The sequence below is a fragment of the Rubneribacter badeniensis genome (genome assembly GCF_002899695.1).
In the GTDB taxonomy this organism is placed as follows: domain Bacteria; phylum Actinomycetota; class Coriobacteriia; order Coriobacteriales; family Eggerthellaceae; genus Rubneribacter; species Rubneribacter badeniensis.
The window spans coordinates 17,368-43,093 of the sequence record NZ_PPEL01000015.1; the positions used below are offsets into that span (position 1 = coordinate 17,368).

The following is a 25,726-nucleotide window of genomic DNA, read 5'->3' on the forward strand; positions in this document are numbered from 1 at the left end:
ATCGAGAAGAGACGCCTAGCCCCTAACAGCGCATCAAGACCGCGCCGCCACAATGGGCTTCGATTCCACCAGATACGTTGTGATGTTGTCGATGAACTCTGCTCCGTGAGCTCCGGTGCGCTTGAATGCCGCGGTTCCGTAGCACTCGTCGAACGCCTTCATGTTTTCGAACCAGAACTCCACCACGCCCTCGATGGGCAGCGCTTCAAACGGAGCCGACTCCCCCGCCACGATGCGGTCGATGACGAGATTTTGATTGTACCCAGCATATCCCGTCATGGTCTTGACCAGAGCGGAATGCATCTGCCACCATTCCTCTTGGAAGGCCGCAGCGCTCACGCCGTCCTTTCTCCCGAGGAATGACATGCGTTTGATGAGGTTCTCATCCCGCAAATAAGCGGCAACGGGCTTGTCCACCTTCTTCACCACGACAAGCGCAGAGACATCGGGAGATGCGAATTGCGCGTAGTCATCAGAAAGAGCATCGCCAATGGCCGCCATATCGTGCGCCATGTCGCCATAGCTATCGAAAACCATTTCAGTGTAGCCGTCGATTTCCGTCGAACCGCGATCGAACGGCGAACGCTGCTCATTGTCGACAACTACATTCGCCTCGCACCCTTTCAAATGGGGCATGGTTCCCACAAGCTTCCCATGAGCCTGCATCAAATACGTCGCAAACTCGTCCGAGCTCAGCCCTTCTTTCTTTTTCAGCAAATTGATTCTCGAAATCATACCGGCCGTCCTTTCCGAACCCCTCTGCCATTACCGGGCATGCTCCGTTGCCGAAACACGCCCTGCCTGTATTCTTGCGACCTCGCGAAAGCCGCGCAATAGCGCACTTATTAGTGCGCTCCTCACCTACAGGTAAGACCTCCGCGCGCTTGCCCATGCCAAGACAGGCCGGCCAACCGCATCCTCAATGGCAGGTTCAACACGTTCGGCGATCGGACGATTAAAGGAGCCGTTACCTTTCCCGGTCTCCCCCTCCATGCTCTTCGTCGCCAGCAGAGAAATTCGAAGGATCGAACTCCCAGATGATGCGCTCGCCCACATCGCGTCGGGAACCATCGCCGCTCAGGCTTCCGTACACAACCACCCCATCCCCCATCGTTCCCTTCGTCCGGAGCAGCGTCTCCTCTGAAAACCCACCGTACACAGCGCCCCAATCGCGAATGAAATACAGAACGTTTGCGAAGCTGATACCTTTTTTCGTAAGCAAGTAGTCGACATGAAGAGGCTTGGCCTCGACGACGATGCGCTCGATGATCCCCTCCCGCTCCAACTCGCTCAGATGCTGGCTGAACATCTTATGGGATATGTTGTAGGGGATACTCTTCCTCAACTCGCTATAACGCGCCCTTTTGTCGGGAGTCATGCTCAAATACCACACTATAAAAGGCTTCCATTTTCCTCCCAGTATCGAAGCGACGTACGAAAGGGAGCACGAGGTCAAATCATCCATGTTCTCGAGCATTCACAGCCCTCTTCCTCAGCGAGCGATTCGACGGATAGTCCAGGCAATTATAAGAAAAATGCACCCCCCCCCCCCGTCAACAACTTCATCGGTAAAACAATTGCATCGCGTTCGATAAGTAGTCGAAGGGGATGACGCAGCATGGGGTGTTGACCAGCGTCGGTTGTCGCCCCATCACGCTTTCCGATGTCCGCAGCCCTCCCGCTTACGCCCCCGATCAAACCCCGCCTTTTCGCGATTGAGGGAATCACCTATTCACAATCTTCTCCGTAGTATCTATAGGCGAACCGGAACACGCAAGAACGCACTTGAAAGTAACCACCATCGCGCTTTCGTCGCTATCGCAACACCAGTATCGCTGACAGGAAGCGTTGCAAGGGAAAAGAGGGCGGCGGACACCCTCGACCTTCGCGCTTCCTTTCGCTTGCTCGAGCCGGCTCCGAAAACAAGTGTCTCAAGCGCGTGTTCGCGAATCGTCGATACGCTTGCCGCCAACGGAACCTCGGACGAGCGCGGGGGCACCCCGATCGAGCCGGCCAGCCGGCGCAGGCCGCACGCACGCGCACAGTGCCAAAGCGAGCTTCCGGCACAGCGCACGGAAGACTGCCCCTCTCCGAACAGGACAGACGGCGCGCGAATGACAACCATCCTTCCAGCTCCAAATCCCCAAGCGCACGAAAAAGCGCCCGCCTCCAACGAGGCGGGCGCTTCCGGAAAGCATGCTGTTCGCAAACGCGATCCTAGCGCTTCGAGAACTGCGGGCGCTTGCGGGCCTTCTTCAGGCCGTACTTCTTGCGCTCCACCATACGAGCGTCGCGCGTGAGGTAGCCGGCCTTCTTGAGCTCGGCGCGGTAGTCGCCAGCCTCCAGCAGGGCGCGGGAGATGCCGTGACGCAGCGCGCCGGCCTGTCCCGAAATGCCGCCGCCGTTGATGCGGGCGATCACGTCGAAGTGGCCGATGGTGTCCGTCACCTTGAACGGCGTCAGCGCGTAGTTCACCAGCGCCTCGCGACCGAAGTACTGCTGAGCCTCGCGGCCGTTGATCGTGACCTTGCCGGTGCCGGGAACGAGGCGCACGCGGGCGACCGCGTTCTTGCGACGGCCGGTGCCGTAGTACAAAGCTTCACCTGCCATGGGTTAACCCTCCATCTTGATCTCGCGGGGCTGCTGAGCCATATGCGGATGCTCGGCACCCGCGTACACCTTGAGCTTCTTGCCCATGGCGCGACCCAGCGTGTTCTTCGGCAGCATGCCCTTGACGGCGTGCTCGATGACGCGCTCGGGATGCTTCGCCATGGCCTGCTCGAAGGTCTCGGACTTCAGCCCGCCGGGGAACCCGCTGTGGCGATAGTAGGTCTTCGCGGCGGCCTTCGCGCCCGTCACGCGGATCTTGTCCGCGTTGATGACGATCACGAAATCGCCGGTGTCCACGTGCGGCGTGTACTGCGGCTTGTGCTTGCCCTTGAGGATTTGCGCGGCCTTGGCGGCGACGCGGCCGAGCACCTGGTCGGTGGCGTCGATCAAGACCCATTCGCGCTCAACTTCGTTGGGCTTCGCGTAATACGTCTTCACTGTATTCCTCCAAAATCCTGTCCTGCCCCGCCGTGCGGGGCGGGATTCCCGCTGCGCTGGGTGATTCGGAGAAGCCCGAATCGCCGCGGCACGGCGGATGATCGGTTTCAAAAGCGCAGGTCGATCGGATGCCGGGTTCCTACGCCGACACGCTGCTTCGGGCCTGGACTCCCTCGCTGGCGCTTCCGCTTCTCGCTGCATGCACGGGGCTTTGAAAGCGAACCTTTGCAGTATAAACAGCGCGCCGCCGCGAAGTCAACGGGATTCCTCGACGTTGCGCACGATTGCGCGCGATCTGCATAAAGGATCCGGACTTGAGGTCACTGGGCCTGGACTGCCGACCATCCGAACCTGAACCACTCAGATGGAGCCCGCGCACCCCCCCCCATGCCAGCCATAGCGCTAAAGCACCTTTTAATCTACTTATAAGCATAGTATACTATGCTTATTCTCAGCATACGCGAAAAGGAGATCGCCATGTCCGCACCCATCATCCGCTCCTCCACCGACATCCGTCGCGACTACAACAGCATTGAGGCACTCGCCAAGGAAACCGGCAAGCCCATCTACCTCACGAAGAACGGCCGCGCGTCGCTCGTGGTCATGGACGCAGCCGCATTCGACTACGACAGGTACGTGGGATTGGCGATCGACGAAGCCGTCGAGCACAACAAGAAGCACCCTAAAACGTACACCCTCGAGGAAGCGAAAAACGAACTTGATCGTCTGGTCGACGAGGAGTTGAAGCATGCACTATGAAGTCGAATTCGAGCATGGCGCGCTCCTCGATTTGAAAGAAGCCACGTTTTACGAAGTTCAATTCGTTTTCTCGGTCGATAAAGCAAAGGAGCGGATGCACGATGTGATGGAACGGCTGAACGAAGATCTCTCCATCATGCCTGCACGCAATCCCGAAAAACCGTACGGATTCACCGAATCATTGCGCCGGAAACTCGTTGTCGGCAAGTACGCCGCTTTCTATTGGATCGACGAGAGCGAAGGTATCGTGCACGTCGAACGCATCCTGCACTCGAAGGCAGATTTCAGCCGCATCCATTTCGGAAATTAGCTGCCGGCAAACGGATGCCCCGACCCTTGTTCGAGATGCAATCCAGGGACACGGCAAACGCAGACCCCCCCCCCGCTTCTCGCCCGAATCGTGATTCACTCTGCACACGCTGGGTAGCTGGGTAGGCCCGCAAAGATATCCGGGGCACGCAAGACGCTTCAGCAGGATCAGCGAAAGACACCGGCGCGAAAGGGGGCGCAAGAAGACCCAAAGCCTTCTTGCGCCCGCAAAACTTCGCAGAGCCGCAGATACGGTGACGCGGCCCGCAGCCCTCTCCTCCGTCGACGAACGGCTCTTACCGCAGCGTTGCGTACATCACCGCCTTGATGGTGTGCATGCGGTTTTCGGCCTCTTGGAACACGCGTGAGCGCTTCGATTCGAAAACCGCGTCTTCCACCTCCATCTCCCGCACGCCGAACTGCTTGGCGATGTCCGCGCCTATCGTGGTGTTCGTATCGTGGAACGACGGCAGGCAATGCATGAAGATGGCATCGGCATTCGCTCGAGCCATGACAGACTCCGTCACGCGATACGGCTCCAGAAGAGCGATGCGGTCCTTCCATAGATCGGCCGATTGGCCCAAGCCGACCCACACATCGGTGTAGACGGCATCGACGCCCCGCACGCCCTCGTCAACGCTGTCGGTGACGGAAAGCGTCGCGCCGCTCTCCGCCGCCAGCTGTTGGCACACGCGCCAAAGATCCGGGCTGTACGTGCGGTTGCCGGGCGCATCGCTTTGCGGCCCCACCTGAACGAAGTCGATGCCCAGCTTCGCGCAGATGACCAAGAGCGAAGACGCGGTGTTGCCCACCTGGCCGAAAAACGCCATCTTGCGGCCTTTGAGGTCTTGGCCGAACTCTTCGCGCATGGTCAGGATATCGGCCAAAGCCTGCGTGGGATGGAACTGCGCGGTCAGCCCGTTCCACACCGGCACGCCGGCGTTGGCCGCCAACTCCTCCACCACGGACTGCTCGAAGCCGCGATACTCGATGCCGTCGTACATGCGGCCGAGCACGCGCGCCGTGTCCTCGATGGACTCCTTCTTGCCCATCTGGGAGCTGCCGGGGTCGAGGTAGGTCACGCCCATGCCGAGGTCCATGGCGCCGACCTCGAACGCGCAGCGGGTGCGGGTGGACGTCTTCTCGAACAGCAGAACGATGTTCTTGCCCTCGAGATAGCGGTGCGGCACACCGGCGTATTTCATGGTCTTGAAGCTGGCCGCAAGATCGAGCAGATAGCCGATCTCCTCGGCACTGAAATCCAGCAAGGTGAGGAGGCTTTTCCCCGAAAGGTTCATAGGCATGGCACATCTCCTTTCAAACGTATGCGAAACGAAAGCACACAGGCAAAACGCAATGCGGTTGACGGCCGAAGGGGCTAAAGATCGGCGCGCTCGAACGGCATGCTCATGCAGCGCGGGCCGCCGCGACCGCGGGACAGCTCTTCGGAGGGAGCCACGCACAGCTCGATTCCCGCCTTGCGAAGCGCCTCGTTCGTCACGACGTTGCGCTCGTAGACGCACACCTTGCCCGGAGCGATGGCGAGCGTGTTCGAGCCGTCGTTCCACTGCTCGCGCGACGCCTCAACCGGGTCGCCGCCTCCGCATTCGATGAGCATGATGTCGTCGACGCCCGTGGCCATCTGGAGTATCTCCTTGAGCGATCCGGCCAGCTCCTCCACCGCCACTTCGCCGTGCTCATCGCCCTTGCGAAGGCGATAGGCGCGCAAGTCGTCGTACATGCCCGGATACACCGTGAACTTGTCATAGTCGATTTGCGTGCACACCGTGTCCAGGTGCATCGTCTCGTAACCGTAGGGGATCTTGATCGCATACACCGTCTCGACGGCAGACGGCTGCGCGCCCCAGAACAGGTTGCAAGCCAGCTGATCGACGGCAGCGGGCTCCGTGCGCTCGGAGATGCCCACCGCCAACGTGGACTCGTTGATATTCAGCACGTCCCCGCCCTCGATATGCGCCGCGCTCGCGGTGTCGTACCAAAACGGCGTTCCCGCATAGTCCTCGTGATACGTCAGAAACGTTTTGTAGAATAGAACCTCGCGGTTGCGCTGGGCGTAGTACATGCGATGCAACGCCACGCCGGTTCCGATCGAGGCGATGGGATCGCGTGAGAAGTACGAGGAAGGCAAAGGGGGCACGACAAGATCGTCCGGGGCCAAGCCCTCTCCGGCCAATCGCGACAAGGTGCGCGGACCCGCAGCCAAGTCCAACTCCCTCAAGCGCATGCCGGAAAGCGCCTTCGCCACGAACTCGCGATTGTCGGAAAGAGACTCCAGCCTTTCGCGCACAAGCGGCACGAGCCATGGGTCGGGTATGGGCGCCTGGTCCATGTATTCGCTCAAAAACGCCTCGCGAGCCCGAGGATTCTGCTCCATGGCCTCGGCCAACAGCTCCTCCATGTAAAGCACTTCGGCACCTTCATCGCGCAAGATCTGCGCGAACGCGTCATGCTCCCGCTGCGCGCACTCCAGATAAAACGCATCGTGAATCCAGCATGTTTCAAACTCCTCGACCTTCACGTTCGAAAGCTCATAACCGGGCCTGTGAAGAACCACCCTCTTCAGCGCGCCGATCTCGCTGGTAACGTGAACGGGCTTCTTAGCCATACTTTCTCCTCCTTACGATTCGATATCAAGATTGAGAATTGCGCGTAAGCGCTTGCCACGCGCAGAAGGCTCTGCGCGCGCCTCATGCCACGGGCAGCATCGCCGAAATCGCCGTGAAGCCGATGCACACCCCGCTCAGCACAAGCCAGAACTTCCAACAGGTCTTCCACCACTGCTCCAAGCTGATCTTGCACACCGCAAGCCCAGCGACCAGAATGGCGCTGGTGGGGCAGATGATGGTCATCATCGGCTCGGCCAAGCACAGGGCGGTCACCGCGCCTTCCGGATTGAGCCCCATGAGCTCGGTCAGAGGCCCGAAAATGGGCATCGTGAGCGCCGCCAAGCTCGACGAGCTGGGCACGAGGATGGTCAGCACGTTCTCCACGGCGTACAGAATGGTCGTGTACACAGCCGGGGCCACACCCTCCAAACCGGTGGCGAGCCCGTTTAAGATGGTGTCGATGATCATGCCGTTGTCGGCGATGACCAGCACCCCGCGGGCCAAACCGATGACGATGGCCGAAAACGCGAAGTCCTTCAAACCGGCGACGAACTCCAAAGCGATCTTCTGCTGAGAGAAGCGCGCGATGACGCCGGAGATCAGCCCCATGGCCAAGAACACCGCAGAGAGCTCTCCCATGTACCACCCTTGGGTGATCAGGCCCCACACGATGAGGGCCATGCCGAGCAGGAACACGACGAGGATCCATTTCTGCGCGGCCGTGAACGGCGTCTCGTCGTCGACAGGCCCCATCTCCGCACGCTTCGCTTTGTCATCGCGGTACGTGAGCGAGGCTTCGGGATTTTTGCGCACCTTGCGGGCATACAGCATGACCCAGCCGATGGACAACCCCACGATCACGACGAACATGATCGCGCGCAGCCACAGCTGCGGATTGCCCGTGATGCCAACCACGCCCTGCGCGATAAGCACGCTGAACGGGTTGACCGTTGAAGCGACATATCCGGCCTTGGCGCCGATGAACACCACCATGAACGCGGTGAGCGAGTCAAACCCCATCGCGATCATAATGGGCACGAAGATGGCGAAGAACGGCAGCGTCTCCTCTGCCATGCCGAACGTGGAGCCTCCCAGAGCGAACAGCAGCATCGCAATGGGAATAACGAGAATGTCCTTGCTTTTGAACCGCTTGACCACACGCCTCATGCCGGCGTCGATGGCCCCCGTGGCGGCGATGATCTGAAACGCCCCGCCGACGATGAACACGAACGCCACCACCTCGGCAGCTGCCTGGATGCCCTCGATTGGAGCCTCCAGAACGGCGTCGGGCCCTTGACGCAAATCCGTCTCCTCGCCAGTCTCGGCGTCGACGGACACCTTGTCGACCTCCTGATACGTGCCCGCAACGGTGACCTCGCGACCGTCCACCTCCGTCGTCTCGAACGCTCCCGAAGGAATGATCCACGTCATCACCGCAACGATGATCATCAGCACGAAGATGATCGTATAGGTGTGCGGAACTTGAAACTTGCCTTTAGTCTTTCCCTGCATCGCTTCACTCCTTTCTGATCGGGCTGCTTCTTGGATCCGCATGCGCATCATCCCAACCTTCGCGGAACGCCGGCCCCGTCACCCGTTCTGTGGATCGAGAGCTCGCACCCAGCGGAGCGGAAGGTGACATTTGCCGTCAGTTCCGGAAACGGAAGGGACACGAAACGTCCCTTTTCGCATACGCGCCTTTCCAGGAAGAGCCGACTGCTCTACCCTGCTCGCAAACGAAAGGGAAAGGAGGGGCATCCATGGGCAAAACGCACGTGAGCAACGAAGTAGGAGCGCTCAAACGCGCCCTCGTGCATCGACCCGGTCACGAGACTCAGCGCTACCCTCACGGCGACTTCCTCCAAGCATTCCCCCTGCGCCCCTCCTGCACGGATTTCGATCTGGAAAAGGCGCAGACGGAGCATGATCGGCTGACGAAGGTTCTTGCCGCGCACAACGTCGAGGTGATCGAAGCAACCGATCTTTTAGCCGAAACCCTCGAGGCATCCCCCGAGGCAAAGAAGGCGCTTATCGATGCCTACCTCGCCGACAGCCGCATCGAGGGAATCGAACTGACAGAGGCCGCGAGGTGCTACCTGGAAAGCTCAAGCACCAGCACGCAGCTGGTCGAGCGCTTGTTCGAAGGCATTCGGTATGGCGACACCGACGTGGTCAATGCCGACCGATTCCCCTTGGCCGCGCTCTCGGGAAACGCATTCGATCCGGAAACCTTCCTCGCAAGCCCGCTCAACACGGCTTTCTTCGTGCGCGACCCGTTGAGCGTCATCGGCGAGGGAATCACCCTCAACCACATGTACTGGCATGATCGAAACCGCGAAGTAGATCTCCTCGAAGCCGTCGCCCGCCATCATCCCGACTTCGCCGCAACGCAACGTTGGTTCGATCATCGCTGCTCGTTTCACCTCGAAGGCGGCGACATCGTGAACCTCAACGCCCACTCGGTGGCGGTGGGATTGTCCAGCCGCACGGAGGGAGCCGCCATCGACGTGCTCTGCCGTCAACTGCTGTGGGGGCGCGGCGAATCGGACATCGCCGATATCTACGTCTTTTTCGTGCCCCAGATGGGAAACCGGCTGCACCTTGACACGTACGTGTCGAGAATCGATTACGACACGTTCGTCATCGACCCCGCCATAGCGCGCAATCCCTCGGTGCTCAGGGTTCGCGCAGGACGTCGCAAAGGTAACGTCCGCATCGACGAGCTATCCGGAAGCTTGAAGGACATCTTCAGAAAGGCCCTGTCCATCGGCCCGGTTCGGCTTATGGACTTCGGAAGCAGCGCGGAAAGCCGCATGGAATTTGAATACGGCAACGGAGCCACCGGCATGCTGTGCCTCTCCCCCGGAAACCTCTGCGTCAGCGAAGAGAACGTCGTGGCGAACGATCTTCTCGATAAAGCGGGAATGACGCTGCATCCGGTATCCGTGCAGGAAATGACCGTCGGGTTCGGCGGGCCCAGCAGCCTGTGCCTGCCGCTGTGGCGCGAAGATGTCCAAGGGATGCCGCCATGGACATCGGAGAGAACATCCGAGCCCTCAGAATGCGCGAGCACATGTCCCAAACAGACTTCGCGAAAAGAGTAGGCGTGACGAAGAAGACGGTGTCTCGCTGGGAAAACGGCCAGTCGTTCATACGCGGAGCGCACCTTGAGAAGCTGGCTGAAGCCCTGAACGTCCCTGTCGGCGATATCGTGGGGGATGCCCCCGAATTCAAATCGCCGACCGCAGACGAGCCCGATTTCGAGCACGCGTCGAACCTGCCAAACGCGTTCCAAGCGCTGCGCTACCCCGTATACAAGATCGAGCGCTCGGGCAACGGCACCACGCTGCGCCTCGCAAGCCACGCCTTCGCTCCCCCCGACGTGGCAAAACGACATCCGGCAAGCGTGTTTGTGCGCATGGATTATCGGGAGATGACTCGGCTCTACCCCGTCGGCTCTCTGCTTCTGGTGGACCAAAGGCTCAAGCCTTACAACAGCTGCACGGCCGTTGCGCTCGTGGACAATGCGGCCATCGTCATACGCCGCTACCTGACCGGCAACGACACCGTCGTGCTCTCATCATGGTCGCACGACGCCCCCTCGCCCGACCTCATGCTCGATAAGCGGCGCGTGCGCATCATCGGCGTCGTGGTGTGGTTCCAGGCAAGTCACGATGTGCGAGCCTGACACGACGGGATACATTGCCGTCGCCTGCCGACAAACGAGGCCCTTCCCTGCGCCCGCAGAAAGGCGCGCAAAACGCGAAAAGCCCTGCGCCGGGAGGGAGGGGGCGCAGGGCTCAGAGCGCAAAGGAACATGCCGGCAAAAGGAACGGCCAGCTGCGCAGGGCGAAACGCGAAGAACTTACGCCTCGGCCAGCTCGTGCCCCAGAAGATACCCGTAGGTGATGCAGCGGCCGTGGCTGTTGCCGGCCACGTTGATGGGATAGTCCACGGCGCAGATGTCGCCCATCACGTTGCCGAGCGCGTACAGGCCCTCGATGGGCTGACCCTCGGCGTCAAGGCACTGAAAGTCGACGTTCGTGCTCAAGCCGCCGGGAATGGCCAGCAGGGCCGGACCGACCTTCAGCGCGTAGAACGGCCCCTCCTTCACCGGGGTCAGGAACACGGGCTTTTTGTAGTAGTCGGTGTCCTCGCCCGCCTCGCACATGCCGTTGTAGCGCTCGACCGTGGCCTTGAAGGTGTCCGCGTCGCAGCCGATCTTCTCGGCCAGCTCGTCGAGCGTGTCGGCCTGGTACGCGTTTCCAGCCTCGATGTAGGCGGGGATCTGCGTCTCGAAGTACTGGGGCGCCAGCTCCAAGTCGCTGCCGTAGGGACGGAACGAATCCCAGAACATGCCGCCGCCGTAGGGCAGGCCGTTCACGAGGTCGGTCTGCCAGTTCGCGTCGAAGATGGACCACGCCTCGCCGTTCGGCTGGCGGTTGATGGCCAGCGACTTGCCCTGCACCCAGGTGTCCTCGCACATGAAACGCTCGCCGTTGTCGTTGACGAACAAAAACGGGCCATGGAACCAGCAGAACGCCTGCGGGTGCATCATCGTGGGCAGCGGCAGATCCTGCAGCTGCGCGCCGGCCCACATGCCCATCTTGTGGCCGTCGCCCGTGTTCACGCCCACAGGCGTGTACTGGCTGCGGGGCTGGCCGTACTCGGCGCAGATGGGAGCGTACGCCTTCACCATCTCGGCATCGCCGCCGATGTCGCCCGTGCACAGCACGACGCCCTTGCTCGCGTTGTACTGCACGTAGCCGTCGCCCGTCTCGCAGATGCAGCCGACGACTCTCGCGCCCTCCTTCACCAGCTGCACGGCGGGAGAATCGAACACGAATTCAGCTCCGTCCTTCACGGCATCGTTATAGCACAGTTCGGCGCCGGCGAACCCCGTCGAGGTGAGGCCCGCCTCCTCGGGAATCGTGAGCATGTGGTATCCAGGCTGCTCGGCGTACACGTCGTCGTGGCTGTAGAACGCGCCCACCATCGCGGTGCCGCCCACGGCCTCGGCCTTCGCCAGCAGCCAGTTCGACGCCTCCTCGGAGTTGTTGAAGAACTTCGTGATGAGATCCTCGTTCGCGCGGCTGGCGCACTGGGCGATCCAGTGCTGCTTGGCGTTCACCTTGTCCACCTTGATGCCCAGCTCGTCCATGTAGTGCGAGTTGATGGCGCCGAAGCCGCCGCCGCGGCCGTTCCAGCTGGACGTCTTCTCGACGACGGTCACCTTGCCGCCCTTCTCGGCCGCCGCCGCGGCGCATGCGCAGCCGGCCAGGCCCGCGCCGATGACGAGGATGTCGGTGTCCACCGTGCTGGCGATATCGGTGATGGGCTCAGGCGCGACCTCCCACGCGTAGCGGGCCTCGCCCGATGCGGTGCCGGACGCATCCTCGCCCGATGTCTTCGCGCCGCTGTCCGCGCTCGTCGCAGGAGCGCAGCCGGCCAAACCAGCGCCAGCGGCGACGGCGGCGGTGGCGCCCAGCCCGAGGAACGCGCGACGGGACAACCCGCCCTTCAAGCTTTTCGTCATGAGAAACCCCTTTCGTTCGATCGCGGGGCCCCTCAGCCCCGCCCGCAATGTCGGGAAGGCGGCTGTCGACGCGCGGCGGCAGGCGGCGAGCGGCGGCGGGCGGCGGGCGCCGAGCCGCGAGCTGCGAGCGCGATGGCACGGGCCGCAAGCATGACGCCGTCGCCGCGTGCGCCAAAGCGCGAACGGGTCGCGCCATCGCAAACGGCAGCTGGCACGCACGCCGCACTGCGCCCAAACGAACCGCCCTGCGGCAACCCGTCGCGCCGAACCGCATTCGGCGCGACGGGCGAGACGGCAAGCCACGGACAGCGAGCAAACGGCGAGCGGACGGCCTCCTTCCTTCGCCATCCATGCTGCACAAGCAAAGCGATTCAGTCATCGAACAAAGCGGCCCATTTCCGCAGAACAGCGGCATATGGGCCACTGTGGCCCATACCACTCGGCTTTTTGCGCGCTTGCATCCGACCGACCGATTTGCTAGGTTCTCGTCAAAGCGACACGGGACGCGAGGGTGGGGGCAGTTCATGGGACGGACGCAACGCGAGGGAGCCGGGAGGTCCTCGGGGCGGGAACAGCGCGAGGGAATGGGCGACTCCCCAGGACAAGCGCAACGCGAAGACGGCAAGGGCCGCGCCGGGTTCTCCGGCTGGCGGCTGCTCGGCTTGGGATTTTGGCAGGCATGGTGGATGATCAGCATGTGCACGGGCGTCGTGCTGCCCACCGTCGGGCACTATCCTGCCGCTGGGAACACGACGCTGTGGGTGCTCGTGCTGACCACCGCAGGCTACGTGGGCGTGGTGGCGCTGTCGCGACAATTCTCGCCGTTCCTCGCACGCCGCTCATGCTTCGCGCTGGCCGGAGGGCTGACCGCCGCGGGCACCGCGCTGCTGCCGGCGTCGCTCTCGGTATGCTCGGGAGCGTCGGGGTTCGTCTGCTTCCTGGCCGCCGCGATCGCCGTGTCCGTAGGCAACGCGCTTCTGCTCATCATGTGGGGCGAGCTGTGGAGCGCGCTGGCCACCGGCCGCGTGGGACGGCATCTCTACGTGTCGTACACGTTCGCGTTCGTGCTGTTCTTCATCGCATGCGCGTTGCCCAGCGCGGCAGCCGCGGCGTTCACGGCGACGCTGCCCGTCGTGTCGGCAGCGGTCTTGGCGGCCTGCAAGCGGGAGCCCCGACGCGAGCCTTCGGTGCTGCCGCTCGACGTGCGCACCGTCCCCGCAGGACGCATCCTTTGCTGCATTCTGGCCATCAGCACGGTGTACGGCCTTTCGCAGGGCATGGTGAACACGTTCGCCGGCAACGACGCAACCTTCATGTTCAAGACGATGTTGTTCGCCGGGCTCGCCCTTGCCGCGATCACCCTGTCGATGGCGGTGGCGCCCTCCGAAGCCGAGCCCCTTGCGCTGTACCGCCCTGTCATCCCCGCCATGGCGGCGGGCCTCATCCTGCTGTTGCTGCTGCCCGAGCCGTACCGCTTTTTGGGCGCAGGGCTCGTCATCATGGGGGTGTACTGCCTCGACATGCTCATGATGCTCGTGTCCACCGACGTGGCCTTTCGAGGGCGCATTCCCGTGGCGCTGTCGTTCGGGCTGGTCATCCTTTGCGCACGCACGGGAACGCTCGTCGGCTCCATCGGCGCGGACGGGCTGCTGAATTCGGCGCTGTGGTCGGACGAGACGCGCTCCGCGGCGCTTCTCGTCGGCGTGCTGGCGCTCGTGCTGGTGGGCATGCTGTTTCTCACGCAAAGCGACGTGCAGAAGCTTTACGCCACGCCGCGCGCCGAACCGATCGATGCGAGCCTCGAAGAGAAATGCGACCGCATCGCGCAGATGTGCCGTCTCACGAACCGCGAAGCCGAGGTGCTTGTGCTGCTGGCGCGCGGACGCACCGTGCGCGCCATCTGCGACAAGCTCTCCATAGCCCAAGGTACGGCGAAACACCACGTGAGCAGCATCTATCGCAAAGTGGGCGTGTTCGACCGGCAGGGGCTGCTCGACACCATCGAGCAGGGAGGCGTGGGCAAGCCCGGCTGGGAATGATGCGGCGGCGCCTTCCGTGCGATACGCAGACGGCTCATCGGAACCGAACGAGCGCGAAGGAGCGCATGCCGCGCGAACATTCACGTCCGAGCAGGACGAGCGAACCCTTCTCGAGAGGGGCACAAGCCTCCCTCGGAGAGGCGATAATCGAAAGACCGCCCGCTTCGACCCCATAGCACGCCCGACCACGAAACAGCGCTCCCATCCGGTAGCTCGGCGAGACACCCTCTCCATCAGCCCTCGAAACCAGATGTTTCACGTGAAACACCCTGCGAGAAGGCGACAGGAGGAAGCGGGGGGGGGTTGCGAATGAAACGTGACAATATCCCCGTCCTTTTGTCACACTTTCACCCCTTGCCCGCCCTTCTTCCTTCTTCCCGCTCCCGCCCTTGCACCTCTGTTCCCACGCCCCCGCCCTCGCGCATCGCGTTCGCAGTTTTGCGTTCGGCTCTGGCCGTGTCGCAGAATCGCTCGTTTTTGGCCACGAAACCGCATTCTGGCACGATGTTGCCTGTGCGCTCTTCGACAGACGATCAGCGACCTGGGGTTTCTCTGAGCGAGGAAGCTCCAGCGCTCCGGAAACAGACGAAAAGCGCCGCTTTGCGTGCCAGAACGCGGTTTCGTGGCCATTTTCAGGCCGATTTCGCGCACGCGCACGCCGACCCGCCCGACGTGCGCAACTCATTAGGCCCGCCCGACCAACCCGCCTCGCCCGACCCACTCGATCCGCCCATCTCATCTGGCCCGCCTACCCCACCTCCAAGAACCGCCCGTCCCGCGCCCCGCGCCTCCTCGCTCGCAAAAAACAACGGGCCCCGGCACTGCCGGGGCCCGCAAAAACGCAGTCAACTACTCGCGCAGCTGCGCCGCAGCGTTACGCATCCGCGTACAGCTCCTTGAGCTTCACCAAGTGCTCGTAGCGATCCATGGCGGCTTTCTCGTTGCGCTCAAACAGCTCGGCGGCGCGCTCGGGAAACTCGCGCGTCAAGCGGCTGTAGCGCGCCTCGTTCATGAGGAACTCCTGGTAGCCACCCGCCGGCTCCTTGGAATCGAGCGTGAACTTCTTGCCCGCGGGAGCCGCCGGGTTGTAGCGGAACAGGTTCCAGTACCCGCACTCCACGGCCTTCTTCATCTCGTCCTGGCAGTTCGCCATGCCGCCCTTGATGGAGTGCATCTCGCACGGCGAGTAGCCAATGATAAGCGACGGCCCCGGATACGCCTCGGCCTCGGCGATGGCCTTGATGGTCTGCGCCGGCTTGGCGCCCATGGCCACCTGCGCCACGTACACGTAGCCGTAGGCCATGGCGATCTCGGTGAGGCTCTTCTTCGTGATGTCCTTGCCCGAAGCCGCGAACTGGGCCACCTGGCCGATGTTGGAAGCTTTCGACGCCTGACCACCGGTGTTGGAGTACACCTCGGTGTCGAACACGAACACGTTCACATCCTCGCCGGACGCCAGGACGTGGTCAAGGCCGCCGTAGCCGATGTCGTAGGCCCAGCCGTCGCCGCCGAAGATCCAGACGGACTTCTTGGCCAGGTAATCCTTGTCGGCCAAGATCTCGGGCGCCGCAGGGCAGCCGTCGGCGGCTGCGGCCTCGAGCGCCGGGATGAGCGCCTTGGCGGCCGCGGCATTCGCCTCGCCGTCGTCGCGCGTGTCCAGGAACGCCGCGATGAGCTCCTTCGTGGCCTCGGGCGTCTTGTCGCTGGCGGCCATCTCCTCAAGCTTGCCCACCAGACGGTTGCGCACCGCCTCGTGGCCGAGCAGCATGCCCAGACCGTGCTCGGCGTTGTCCTCGAACAGCGAGTTCGACCACGCCGGGCCGTGGCCCTCCTTGTTCACCGTGTACGGCGACGTGGCGGCCGGACCGCCCCAGATGGACGAGCAGCCGGTGGCGTTCGTGATGTACATGCGGTCGCCGAAGAGCTGCGTGACCAGCTTCGCGTAAGCCGTCTCGGCGCAGCCCGCGCAGGCGCCGGAGAACTCCAGCAGCGGCTGCTTGAACTGGCTGCCCTTGACCGAGGCGTCCTCCAGCTCCGGCTTCGGCGCCACGCTGTCCACGCAGTAGTCGAACACGTCCTGCTCGGCCAGCTGGCTCTCGGTGGGAACCATGGCCAGCGAGTCGGACGGGCACACGTTCACGCACACGCCGCAGCCCATGCAGTCGAGCGGAGAGATGGCCAGCGTGTACTGCAGGCCGGCCGCAGCCTTGCCCTTGGCGGGCGCGAGCTTGATGGCGGCGGGGGCGGCGGCAGCCTCCTCGTCCGTGAGGGCGAAGGGACGGATGGTGGCGTGCGGACACGCGAAGGCGCACTGGTTGCACTGGATGCAGGTGGCGGCGTCCCATGCGGGCACGCTCACGGCCACGCCGCGCTTCTCGTAGGCGGCCGCACCCTGCTCGAACTGGCCGTCGACGTGCGCGACGAACGCGGACACGGGCAGGCGGTCGCCGTCCATGCGGCCCACCGGCTCCATGATCTCGCGGACCATCTTCACGAGCTCGGGGCGTCCCGCAAGCTCGGGCTCCGGCGCGTCGTCCGTGGCGTTCGCCCACGCGGCCGGCACCTCCACCTGCTTGAACGCCGTGGCGCCCGCATCGATGGCGCGGTGGTTCATGTCCACGACGTCCTGACCCTTCTTCAGGTAGGACTTCGTGGCCGCATCCTTCATGTACTGGATGGCCTCGGCCTGCGGCATGACGTTCGCCAGCGTGAAGAAGGCGGACTGCAGGATGGTGTTCGTGCGCTTGCCCATGCCGATCTCGCGGGCGAGGTCGATGGCGTTGATGGTGTAGAGCTTGATGTCGTTCTCGGCGATGTAGCGCTTCGCCTCGGCGTTCAGGTGGTGCTCAAGCTCCTCGGGCGTCCACTGGCAGTTGATCATGAACGTGCCGCCCGGCTTCACATCGTTCACCATGCGGAAGCCCTTGGTGACGTAGGACGGGTTGTGGCAGGCCACGAAGTCAGCCTTGTTCACATAGTAGGTGCTGCGGATGGGCGCGTCGCCGAAGCGCAGGTGGCTGATGGTCACGCCGCCGGTCTTCTTCGAGTCGTACTGGAAGTAGGCCTGCACGTACTTGTCGGTGTGGTCGCCGATGATCTTGATGGAGTTCTTGTTCGCGCCCACCGTGCCGTCGCCGCCGAGGCCCCAGAACTTGCACTCGATGGTGCCCTCGGCCGCCGTGTTGGGGCAGTTCGGATCCTCGGGAAGCGACAGATTCGTCACGTCGTCCACGATGCCCACGGTGAACTCGCGGCGTGGCTCGTCCTTCGCAAGCTCGGTGAAGATGGCGAACACCGACGAGGGCGGGGTGTCCTTCGAAGAGAGGCCGTAGCGGCCGCCCGTCACGACGACGTCCTCGCGGCCCTCGTGCGCAAGCGCGTTCACCACGTCCATGTACAACGGCTCGCCGAGCGCGCCCGGCTCCTTCGTGCGGTCCATGACGGCCACCTTCTTCGCCGTCGCGGGCAGCGCCTCTGCGAACCTCGCCGACACGAACGGGCGGTACAGGCGCACCTTCACGAGGCCCACCTTCTCCCCGTGCGCGTTCAGGTAGTCCACGACCTCCTCCACCACGTCGCAGAACGAGCCCATCGCCACGATCACGCGGTCGGCGTCGGGTGCGCCGTAGTAGTTGAACAGCTGGTAGTTCGTGCCCAGCTTCGCGTTCACCTGGGCCATGTAGTCCTCGACGACGGCGGGCAGCGCATCGTAGACGCCGTTGCACGCCTCGCGATGCTGGAAGAAGATGTCGCCGTTCTCGTGGCTACCGCGCATGGCCGGCCGCTCGGGGTTGAGCGCGTGCTCGCGGAAGGCACGCACCGCGTCCATGTCGCACATCTCGGCCAAATCGTCGTAGTCCCACACGGCGATCTTCTGCACCTCGTGGGAGGTGCGGAAGCCGTCGAAGAAGTTGATGAAGGGGATGCGGCCCTTGATGGCGGAAAGATGCGCCACCGCGGAGAGGTCCATGACCTCCTGCACGTTCGTCTCGGCGAGCATGGCGAAACCGGTCTGCCTGCACGCCATGACGTCGGAATGGTCGCCGAAGATGGACAGCGCCTGCGTGGCGACCGTGCGGGCGCTCACGTGCAGCACGCACGGCAGCATCTCGGCGGCGATCTTGTACATGTTGGGAATCATGAGAAGCAGGCCCTGCGAGGCCGTGTACGTGGTGGTCAGCGCGCCGGCGGCCAAAGAGCCGTGCACCGCGCCCGCAGCGCCCCCCTCGGACTGCATCTCGCACACCTTCACCGTGGTGCCGAAGATGTTCTTCTTGCCGGCCGCCGACCACTGATCGACAAGGTCGGCCATGGGGCTCGAGGGGGTGATGGGGTAGATGCCCGCCACCTCGGTGAACGCATAGGAGACGTAGGCTGCGGCGTTGTTGCCGTCCATCGATTTGAATTCTCTCGTCATATCTTCCTCTCCTTTGAAGGGGGGAACCTGCCCCGTCGGAAGCTCGCGCGCGAGCACGCATCGAACCTTATGATACCAGCGCGCATTCGCACGGCGCGGCGCACGACGGCGGGTGGTTCGCCGCGGTCGCCGTTCGTCGGCAAGCGGCCCCGAAATGTGACGGGGGCGTGGAGAGCGTTGCGGCCCCGCAAGCCCAACCCGCGTATAGGGCTTTGCCCGGTGACTCGACGAGCCACCCCAGCCTGCACCAATCCCGGCTTGACGGAGAAGAAGCCGCTTGCGTGCGAAAGAGGAGAGCCGCAACCCGCGATGCGCCCGCCGCATCCGCATGCATCGACCGACCCCCAAAGAAGAACACCGCGCGAAAAGCGGCGGCGAACCCGTCGTCAGCCCCCTCCCCCGGCACGCGCTACGAAACACGCACCATGGACGCCAGAAAACTCGCCGGGACGCACGGGAAGCCCGCACGAACCAGGGCCGCATCCTACACCCGCAGCTCCTTGCCCAGCTCCTCGGCCAACACGGGGAGCAGTTCGGCGAACGTGGCGTCGATCTCCTTCTTCTTCAGCTGACACTCCCAGATGACGTGGACCTTCCACCCCAGGGCCTCGAGCTCGGCCACGCTGCGCTCGTCGCGCTCGACGTTGCGTTGGAACTTCACCACCCAGTATTCCACGTTGCTCTTCGGCATGCGCGGCTTGCAGCGCGGGCACCGGTGCCAGAAACATCCGTTGATGAACAGGGCCGTTTTCTTGCCCGGCCACGCCACGTCGGGACGGCCCGGCACCTTCCACTGCAGACGGTAGCCCCCAAGCCCCGCCGCACGCAACCGCGCGCGCACGAGAAGCTCCGGCTTGGTGTTGGCGCGCTTGTTGCCCTTCATCGACTTGCGCACATGCTCGTTGGTGGCCGGAGGAGGCTCGATGCGGCGAGCGGCAGGCAACGCGGGGCGAGCGGCAAGAGCGCACTCAAGCGCGGCAAGCGAGCAGCTCAAAGAGGAATCGCGGCAGTCGGCAGCCGCAAAAGCCGCATGATCGATATGTTGACAAACGGTCATTCGCAGCATGATACCACGCATCTCCCCAGATCAATCTTTTACAAGCGGGAAGATCGCTGATAAAAACGCTTTACAAGTCCTTTATTTTCTGAAGGTTTTCCGAGATAATGGGGGCGCTGTTGTGCGCGTGCCCTAGGCACGCACGTACGCTCGGGGCCCACGCCCCGATATCCAGAACGGAGGGAAACCTATGGAACAGCCCATCAAGGCAACTTTGTCTCGTCGCACGTTTTTGGCGGGCAGCGCTGTTGCGGCGGCCGCGGCGGGCCTCACCCTCGCCGGGTGCGGCGGCGGTGGCGGCGACACCGGCTCCACCACGACGACCGATAACGGCACGGTGGCCCAGGGCGGCACGCTGACGGCGGCCGTGGCCTACGAGACGAACAACTACCTGCCGCCGAACAACTCCTCGGCGCTGGCGGTTGGCGCGAACTGGCACGTGGTGGAGGGCCTCTACGAGCTCGACATGGCCACCTACAAGCCCTACGCGGCACTGGCCGCGGGCGACCCGGTCGAGGTGTCCGAGACCGAGTACGAGGTGACGCTGCGCGACGGCGCGAAGTTCTCCGACGGCACCGACGTGAAGGCATCCGACGTGGTGGCCTCCTACGAGCGCACGGTGGGCGCCGAGGGCGCGCTGTACCTGTCGATGCTCGACTTCATCGACAGCGTCGAGGCCAAGGACGACACGACGGTCACCTTCAAGCTTGCGCACCCGTTCTCGCTCGTGAAGGAGCGCCTCGCGCTCATCAAGGTGGTTCCCGAGTCGGCCACCGACGCCGACCTCACGAAGCAGCCCGTCGGCTCCGGTCCGTGGATGTACCAGTCCATCAGCGAGTCCGCCATCGAGTTCGTGCCCAACGAGCACTACACCGGCTCCAAGCCGGCCAAGGCCGACACCATGCACTGGGACATCATCAAGGACGACACGGCCCGCACGACGGCCATGCAGTCGGCCACCGTCGCCGTCATGGAGAACGTCCCCGCCACCGTGGCCGACCAGCTGACCGGTGCCGGCGCCGCGGTCGAGTCGGTGCAGGGCTTCAACCTGCCCTTCCTCATGTTCAACACGAAGAAGGCCCCCTTCGACGACGCGCGCGTGCGTCAGGCGTTCTTCTACGCCATCGACGTGAACAAGCTCATCAGCAACGCCATGAGCGGCCTGGCCGCCCCGGTGAAGAGCTTCCTGCCCGAGGATCACGCGAACTTCCACGAGGCATCGACGGTCTACGAGCAGAACGCCGACATGGCCAAGCGCTTGCTGGAAGAGGCCGGCGTGACCACCATCGACTGCACGCTCGACACCACGGACGCCTCTTGGATCAAGGACCTGTCGCCCTCCATCAAGGAGGATCTGGGCAAGGTGGGCATCAACGTCACCATCCAGGAGCAGGCGTCTGCCGCGCTGTACTCGAACCGCTGCGACACCGACGAAGAGGTGCAGCCCTTCGACGTGGTGCTGGCGCCGGGCGACCCCACCGTGTTCGGCAACGACCCCGACCTGTTGATGAACTGGTGGTACGGCGATAACAGCTGGACTCAGAAGCGCTCGAGTTGGAAGGGTTCTGCGGAGTACGAGCAGCTGCACGAGCTCATGAGCCAGGCCGTCGAAACCACCGGCAGCGAGCAGCAGGAGCTGTGGAACCGGTGCTTCGACATCATCGCCGAGCAGGTGCCGCTGTACCCGCTGTTCCACCGCCAGATGACCACGGCCTACTACGAGTCCATGGTCACGGGCTTCAAGCCCATCAGCACGACCGGCCTGAACCTGCTCGACGCCGCAGCCACCGCATAGTCGCTGCGCAATACCCGAGCACAGGACGCATGTTCTGCGCTATAATCGAAAACGGCCCGTATCGCTTCGCTGCGGTGCGGGCCGTTTCTTAGCAAGACGGGCCGAAAGCCCGCGAGGCAGGCGGGTTCCGCGCAAGGGTCGGAGCCCACGAACGCGCGAAAGGAGGACGTGGTGAACAACCTTCTCCGCTTGATCGGCAACCGACTGATCGCCTTGCCCATCATGGTGTTCGGCGTCACCATCCTCGTCTTCTTCCTCATGTCGTTCTCCCCCATCGATCCGGCATACTCGGCGTTGGGCGAGGGAGCGTCGCAGGAAGCCCTCAACGCGTACCGCGAAAGTCACGGGCTGAACGATCCGTGGATCGTGCAGTACGGGAACTTCATGGTGGGCTTGTTCCAAGGAGACTTGGGCACCTACGGTGCGAACGAGGCGTCCGTCGGCGACAAGATCGCCCAGGCACTGCCGATCACTCTGCAGCTGACGTTTTTCGGCCTGGTGATCGCCGTCGTGCTCGCCACCATCCTCGGCGTGGTATCCGCTGTGTACCGCGACAAGTGGCCCGACCAGATCATCCGCGTGTTCTCCATCGCCTGCATCGCCACGCCGTCTTTCTGGCTGGCCGTGCTGTTGATCTTGCTGTTCACGGTGACGCTCAACAACATGCTGCCGGCTGCAGGCGCGCTTCCCGACATCTCCAAGGATCCTGCCGGCTACTTCGCCCGCATGGCGCTTCCCTCGTTCGCCTTGGGCGTGCCCGTGGCGGGCCAGCTCACCCGCGTTATCCGCACCTCCATGGTGGAGGAGCTCGACAAAGACTACGTGCGCACGGCCATCGGCGCGGGCATCCCGCGCAGCATCGTCATCGCGCGCAACGTGCTGCGCAACGCGCTCATCACGCCGGTCACGGTGCTGGGCCTGCGCATCGGCTATCTCATCGGCGGCGCTGTGGTCATCGAGGTCATCTTCAACCTGCCCGGCATGGGCATGACCATCGTCCAAGGCGTGCAGAACAACTACCCCACGCTCGTCCAAGGCGTCACGCTCACGGTGGCTTTGACGTTCATCGTGATCAACGTCGTCGTGGACATGCTCTACATCCTCATCGACCCGCGGATTAGGACGGTGTAGACCCATGGTGCAGCTACGTGGCAACCTCGCCAACAAAATGGAGGCGAACGCCGGACGCGTGCGCTTCCGCCGCTGGAAGGCGATGAGCATCGGCGCCCGCATCTCGCTCGTGGTGCTAGTGGCGTTCGTGCTGGCGGCTGTGTTCGCCCCGCTCGTGTCGCCCCACAGCCCCTACGAGATCTTCACCGCGCGCCAAGCGCCCGACGGGCAGTTCCTGTTCGGCACGGACAACAAAGGCCGCGACGTGCTGTCGCGCATGATCTACGGCGCGCGCTACTCGCTCACCATCGGCCTGTGCGCCACCGCGTGGGCCCTCGTCGCCGGCTCCATCTTGGGATCGATCGCCGCCGTGTCGCGCAAGTGGGTGTCCGAGATCATCATGCGCTGCATGGACGTCATCATGTCGTTCCCCGGCATCGCGCTGGCCGCCGTGTTCGTGGTGGTGTTCGGCAACTCGCTGCCCTCGCTCATCTTCGCCATCGGCTTTCTGTACATCCCGCAGATCGCCCGCGTCGTGCGCGCGAACGTCGTGAGCGAGTACGGTCAAGACTACGTGCGCGCGGTCGTCGTGTCCGGCGCGCGCGCCCCGTGGATACTCTGGAAGCACGTCGTGCGCAACTGCATCGCGCCCGTGCTCGTGTACACCATCGTGCTCGTGGCCGACGCCATCGTGTTCGAGGCCTCGCTGTCCTTCATCTCGGCCGGCATCCCCGAGCCCGATCCCACCTGGGGCAACATTCTCGCTGACGCGCGCGCGGGCGTGCTGTCCGGCCAGTGGTGGCAGGCGCTGTTCCCGGGCCTTGCCATCATGATCACGGTTCTGTGCCTCAACATCCTCTCCGAGGGCATGACCGACGCGATGGCCGCCGCACCCAAGGCCCCCATCGCCGCGGCTGACGACGCCGTGACGGGCGAGCGCGAGGCCGACCGCCTCGTGGCCGACCCGACGCTGGCCTACAAGGCCCAAGCCGAATCGCTCAAGCGTCGCCTCGCCGAGCTGCAAGCCGTCGAGAAGACGCGCACCGACCGCTTCGAGGCGCGCACCGACGTGCCCCCCATCCTCGAAGTCAGGGATCTGTGCATCAAGTTCCCGCGCCATGGCGACGTGAACGTGGTCGACCATGTGAGCTTCGTCGTGCGCCCGCGCCAGACCATGGGGCTTGTGGGCGAGTCCGGCTGCGGCAAGTCCATCACCTCGCTCACCATCATGGGCCTGCTCGACCCGAAGGCGCAGATCTCCGGCGAAGTGCTCTACGACGGGCAGAACCTGCTCGACATGAGCCAGAAGGAGATGAACGCCCTGCGCGGCCGCGAGATCGCGATGATCTACCAGGACGCGCTGTCGTCGCTCAACCCCTCGATGCTCATCAAATCGCAGATGAAGCAGCTCACCAAGCGCGGCGGCACCCGCAGCGCCGAGGAGCTTTTGGAGCTGGTGGGCCTCGACCCGAAGCGCACGCTCGACTCTTACCCGCACGAGCTTTCCGGCGGCCAGCGCCAGCGCGTGCTCATCGCCATGGCGCTCACGCGCGACCCGAAGGTGGTCATCGCCGACGAGCCCACCACGGCCCTCGACGTGACCGTGCAGAAGCAGGTCATCGAGCTTTTGAACCGTCTGCAGAAGGAGCTGGGCTTCGCGATGGTGTTCGTGAGCCACGACCTGGCGCTCGTGGCCGAGGTAGCGAACTCCATCACGGTCATGTACGCCGGCCAGGTGGTGGAACAGGGCCCTGTCAAGGACATCCTGTGTCACCCGGTGCACGAGTACACGCGCGGCCTCCTCGGCTCGGTGCTGTCCATCGAGGCCGGTGGCGACCGCTTGCACCAGGTGCCCGGCAGCGTCCCCAGCCCGAAGGACTTCCCCGCCGGCGACCGCTTCACGCCGCGTTCGAGCCACCCCGACAAGGTGTCGCAGCTGCGCCCCGTGCTCAAGCGCGTGGAGGACACCGACCATTACTACGCCGAGCTGCCTGACAGCGAGCTCAAGCGCCTCGGCATCAAGCCGTACGTTCCAGGAGGTGTGCTGCTATGAGCGAGCTTGAAACGATTGCGGCTGCAACCGCGGCGCCTGCCGTGGGCGCGGTGGGCGAGCAGACGCCCATCATCTTCCTCGACGACGTCCGCGTGACGTTCAAGACGCGCACCGGTTCCCTTCTGCACCCGAACAAGGTGCAAGCCGTACGCGGGCTCACGCTCAAGCTCATGCCCGGGCAAACGCTCGGCATCGTGGGCGAGTCCGGCTGCGGCAAGTCCACCACGGCCAACGTGATGTGCGGCTTGCAGCAGCCCACGGCTGGCAAGGTGTACTTCAAGGGCGAGGACGTGACGAAGCGCTCGGCCGCGCAGCGCCGTCTCATCGGGCGCGTGATCTCGGTGGTGTTCCAGGATCCCGCCACGGCGCTCAACGCGCGCATGACGGTGCACGACCAGCTGATGGATCCGATGCTCGTGCACAAGGTGGGCGACAAGGCCTCGCGCGAGAAGCGCGTCCACGACCTCATCGAGATGGTAGGTCTGCCGGAATCGGTGCTCGACGCGCTGCCGGGCCAGATGTCCGGCGGCCAGCGCCAGCGCGTCGCCATCGCACGCGCCCTATCGCTCGAGCCCGACGCCATCATCGCCGACGAGCCCACGAGCGCCCTCGACGTGTCCGTGCGCGCGCAGATCCTGAACCTGCTCATGGACCTCAAGCGCAACCTGGGTCTGTCGATGGTGTTCATCAGCCACGACATCCAAACGGTGCGCTACATCTCCGACGAGATCATCGTCATGAACGCCGGAGAGGCCGTCGAGCGCGGCACCGCCAAAGAGGTGTTCGAGCATCCCAAGGACGACTACACGCGTCTGCTTCTGGGAGCGGCCCCCTCGCTGCTCCATCCGGAGCTCGGCAAATAGACCCCAGACCAAAGCGGCCGAAGCAAAACCGGCCCCCGGCGCGTTGGCGGTTTCCGCCAACGCGCCGGGGGCTTCTCTTTGAGCCGAGGACCCCCCCCCCCCCGCACGAACGC

At 63.7% G+C, this 25,726-nt stretch carries 19 protein-coding genes; 9 read left to right on the forward strand and 10 right to left on the reverse strand.

Annotation, left to right across the window (positions count from 1 at the left end):
• Positions 1-33: 33 nt before the first annotated feature.
• From C2L80_RS04390 to rplM, 4 genes are all read right to left on the reverse strand, one after another.
• Positions 34-735, reverse strand: a complete 702-nt coding sequence (locus tag C2L80_RS04390) for an EthD domain-containing protein (protein WP_092198621.1) — start codon at positions 733-735, stop codon at positions 34-36.
• Positions 736-967: 232 nt separating this feature from the next.
• Positions 968-1,477 (reverse strand): winged helix-turn-helix transcriptional regulator, encoded by a 510-nt coding sequence (locus C2L80_RS04395; RefSeq protein ID WP_087195505.1) that lies wholly within the window; start codon positions 1,475-1,477, stop codon positions 968-970.
• A gap of 740 nt (positions 1,478-2,217) precedes the next feature.
• Positions 2,218-2,610, reverse strand: a complete 393-nt coding sequence (gene rpsI, locus C2L80_RS04400) for a 30S ribosomal protein S9 (protein ID WP_087194058.1) — start codon at positions 2,608-2,610, stop codon at positions 2,218-2,220.
• Positions 2,611-2,613: 3 nt separating this feature from the next.
• Entirely contained in the window at positions 2,614-3,048 is a 435-nt protein-coding gene (gene rplM / locus C2L80_RS04405; RefSeq protein WP_087194057.1) for a 50S ribosomal protein L13, read from the reverse strand.
• A gap of 477 nt (positions 3,049-3,525) precedes the next feature.
• On the opposite strand from rplM, the gene C2L80_RS04410 reads away from it, so the two are divergent.
• Entirely contained in the window at positions 3,526-3,807 is a 282-nt protein-coding gene (locus C2L80_RS04410) for a type II toxin-antitoxin system Phd/YefM family antitoxin (RefSeq protein WP_087195506.1), read from the forward strand.
• Positions 3,797-4,117, forward strand: coding sequence for a type II toxin-antitoxin system RelE/ParE family toxin (locus C2L80_RS04415; RefSeq protein WP_087195507.1), 321 nt, complete (start codon positions 3,797-3,799; stop codon positions 4,115-4,117). Before C2L80_RS04410 ends, C2L80_RS04415 begins: the two co-directional genes overlap by 11 nt.
• 295 nt (positions 4,118-4,412) lie before the next feature.
• Here the strand turns inward: C2L80_RS04415 and argF are convergent, their stop codons facing one another.
• The 3 genes from argF to C2L80_RS04430 all read right to left on the reverse strand — a co-directional run bounded on the left by argF (position 4,413) and on the right by C2L80_RS04430 (position 8,255).
• Positions 4,413-5,420: an ornithine carbamoyltransferase gene (gene argF / locus C2L80_RS04420; RefSeq protein WP_087195508.1), complete on the reverse strand. Its 1,008-nt coding sequence runs from the start codon at positions 5,418-5,420 to the stop codon at positions 4,413-4,415.
• A 74-nt stretch (positions 5,421-5,494) separates the two neighbouring features.
• A complete protein-coding gene (locus tag C2L80_RS04425) occupies positions 5,495-6,742 on the reverse strand; it encodes an arginine deiminase (protein WP_087195509.1) in 1,248 nt (415 codons plus the stop codon).
• Positions 6,743-6,824: 82 nt separating this feature from the next.
• Positions 6,825-8,255, reverse strand: coding sequence for a YfcC family protein (locus tag C2L80_RS04430; RefSeq protein ID WP_087195510.1), 1,431 nt, complete (start codon positions 8,253-8,255; stop codon positions 6,825-6,827).
• Positions 8,256-8,344: 89 nt separating this feature from the next.
• Between C2L80_RS04430 and C2L80_RS04435 the strand changes: the two genes are divergently transcribed.
• Both C2L80_RS04435 and C2L80_RS04440 read left to right on the forward strand, forming a co-directional pair.
• Positions 8,345-9,847 carry an arginine deiminase gene (locus C2L80_RS04435; protein ID WP_129589891.1) on the forward strand — a complete coding sequence of 501 codons (1,503 nt, stop codon included), beginning with the start codon at positions 8,345-8,347 and terminating at the stop codon, positions 9,845-9,847.
• On the forward strand, positions 9,817-10,431 hold the full coding sequence (locus C2L80_RS04440) for a LexA family transcriptional regulator (protein WP_157941011.1): 615 nt from the start codon (positions 9,817-9,819) through the stop codon (positions 10,429-10,431). Before C2L80_RS04435 ends, C2L80_RS04440 begins: the two co-directional genes overlap by 31 nt.
• Positions 10,432-10,608: 177 nt before the next feature.
• Here C2L80_RS04440 and C2L80_RS04445 read toward each other — a convergent pair whose 3' ends face one another.
• On the reverse strand, positions 10,609-12,279 hold the full coding sequence (locus C2L80_RS04445) for an FAD-dependent oxidoreductase (RefSeq protein WP_087195513.1): 1,671 nt from the start codon (positions 12,277-12,279) through the stop codon (positions 10,609-10,611).
• A gap of 584 nt (positions 12,280-12,863) precedes the next feature.
• Here C2L80_RS04445 and C2L80_RS04450 point away from each other — a divergent pair.
• Positions 12,864-14,318, forward strand: coding sequence for a helix-turn-helix domain-containing protein (locus C2L80_RS04450; RefSeq protein WP_087195514.1), 1,455 nt, complete (start codon positions 12,864-12,866; stop codon positions 14,316-14,318).
• A gap of 874 nt (positions 14,319-15,192) precedes the next feature.
• On the opposite strand, the gene nifJ is transcribed toward C2L80_RS04450, so the two are convergent.
• Positions 15,193-18,735, reverse strand: a complete 3,543-nt coding sequence (gene nifJ, locus C2L80_RS04455; RefSeq protein ID WP_087195515.1) for a pyruvate:ferredoxin (flavodoxin) oxidoreductase — start codon at positions 18,733-18,735, stop codon at positions 15,193-15,195.
• A 484-nt stretch (positions 18,736-19,219) separates the two neighbouring features.
• On the reverse strand, positions 19,220-19,801 hold the full coding sequence (locus C2L80_RS04460; protein ID WP_224758765.1) for a very short patch repair endonuclease: 582 nt from the start codon (positions 19,799-19,801) through the stop codon (positions 19,220-19,222).
• A 181-nt stretch (positions 19,802-19,982) separates the two neighbouring features.
• Here C2L80_RS04460 and C2L80_RS04465 point away from each other — a divergent pair, with 181 nt between their 5' ends.
• The 4 genes from C2L80_RS04465 (at position 19,983) to C2L80_RS04480 (ending at position 25,613) form a co-directional block, all read left to right on the forward strand.
• Entirely contained in the window at positions 19,983-21,587 is a 1,605-nt protein-coding gene (locus tag C2L80_RS04465) for an ABC transporter substrate-binding protein (protein ID WP_103262748.1), read from the forward strand.
• 171 nt (positions 21,588-21,758) lie between these two features.
• The gene (locus C2L80_RS04470) at positions 21,759-22,718 is read left to right on the forward strand and encodes an ABC transporter permease (RefSeq protein WP_087195518.1); all 960 of its coding nucleotides are present in this window, start codon (positions 21,759-21,761) and stop codon (positions 22,716-22,718) included.
• Between the two features lie 4 nt (positions 22,719-22,722).
• The gene (locus C2L80_RS04475) at positions 22,723-24,750 is read left to right on the forward strand and encodes a dipeptide/oligopeptide/nickel ABC transporter permease/ATP-binding protein (RefSeq protein WP_087195519.1); all 2,028 of its coding nucleotides are present in this window, start codon (positions 22,723-22,725) and stop codon (positions 24,748-24,750) included.
• Positions 24,747-25,613, forward strand: a complete 867-nt coding sequence (locus tag C2L80_RS04480; RefSeq protein WP_103262749.1) for an ABC transporter ATP-binding protein — start codon at positions 24,747-24,749, stop codon at positions 25,611-25,613. Before C2L80_RS04475 ends, C2L80_RS04480 begins: the two co-directional genes overlap by 4 nt.
• Positions 25,614-25,726: the final 113 nt, after the last annotated feature.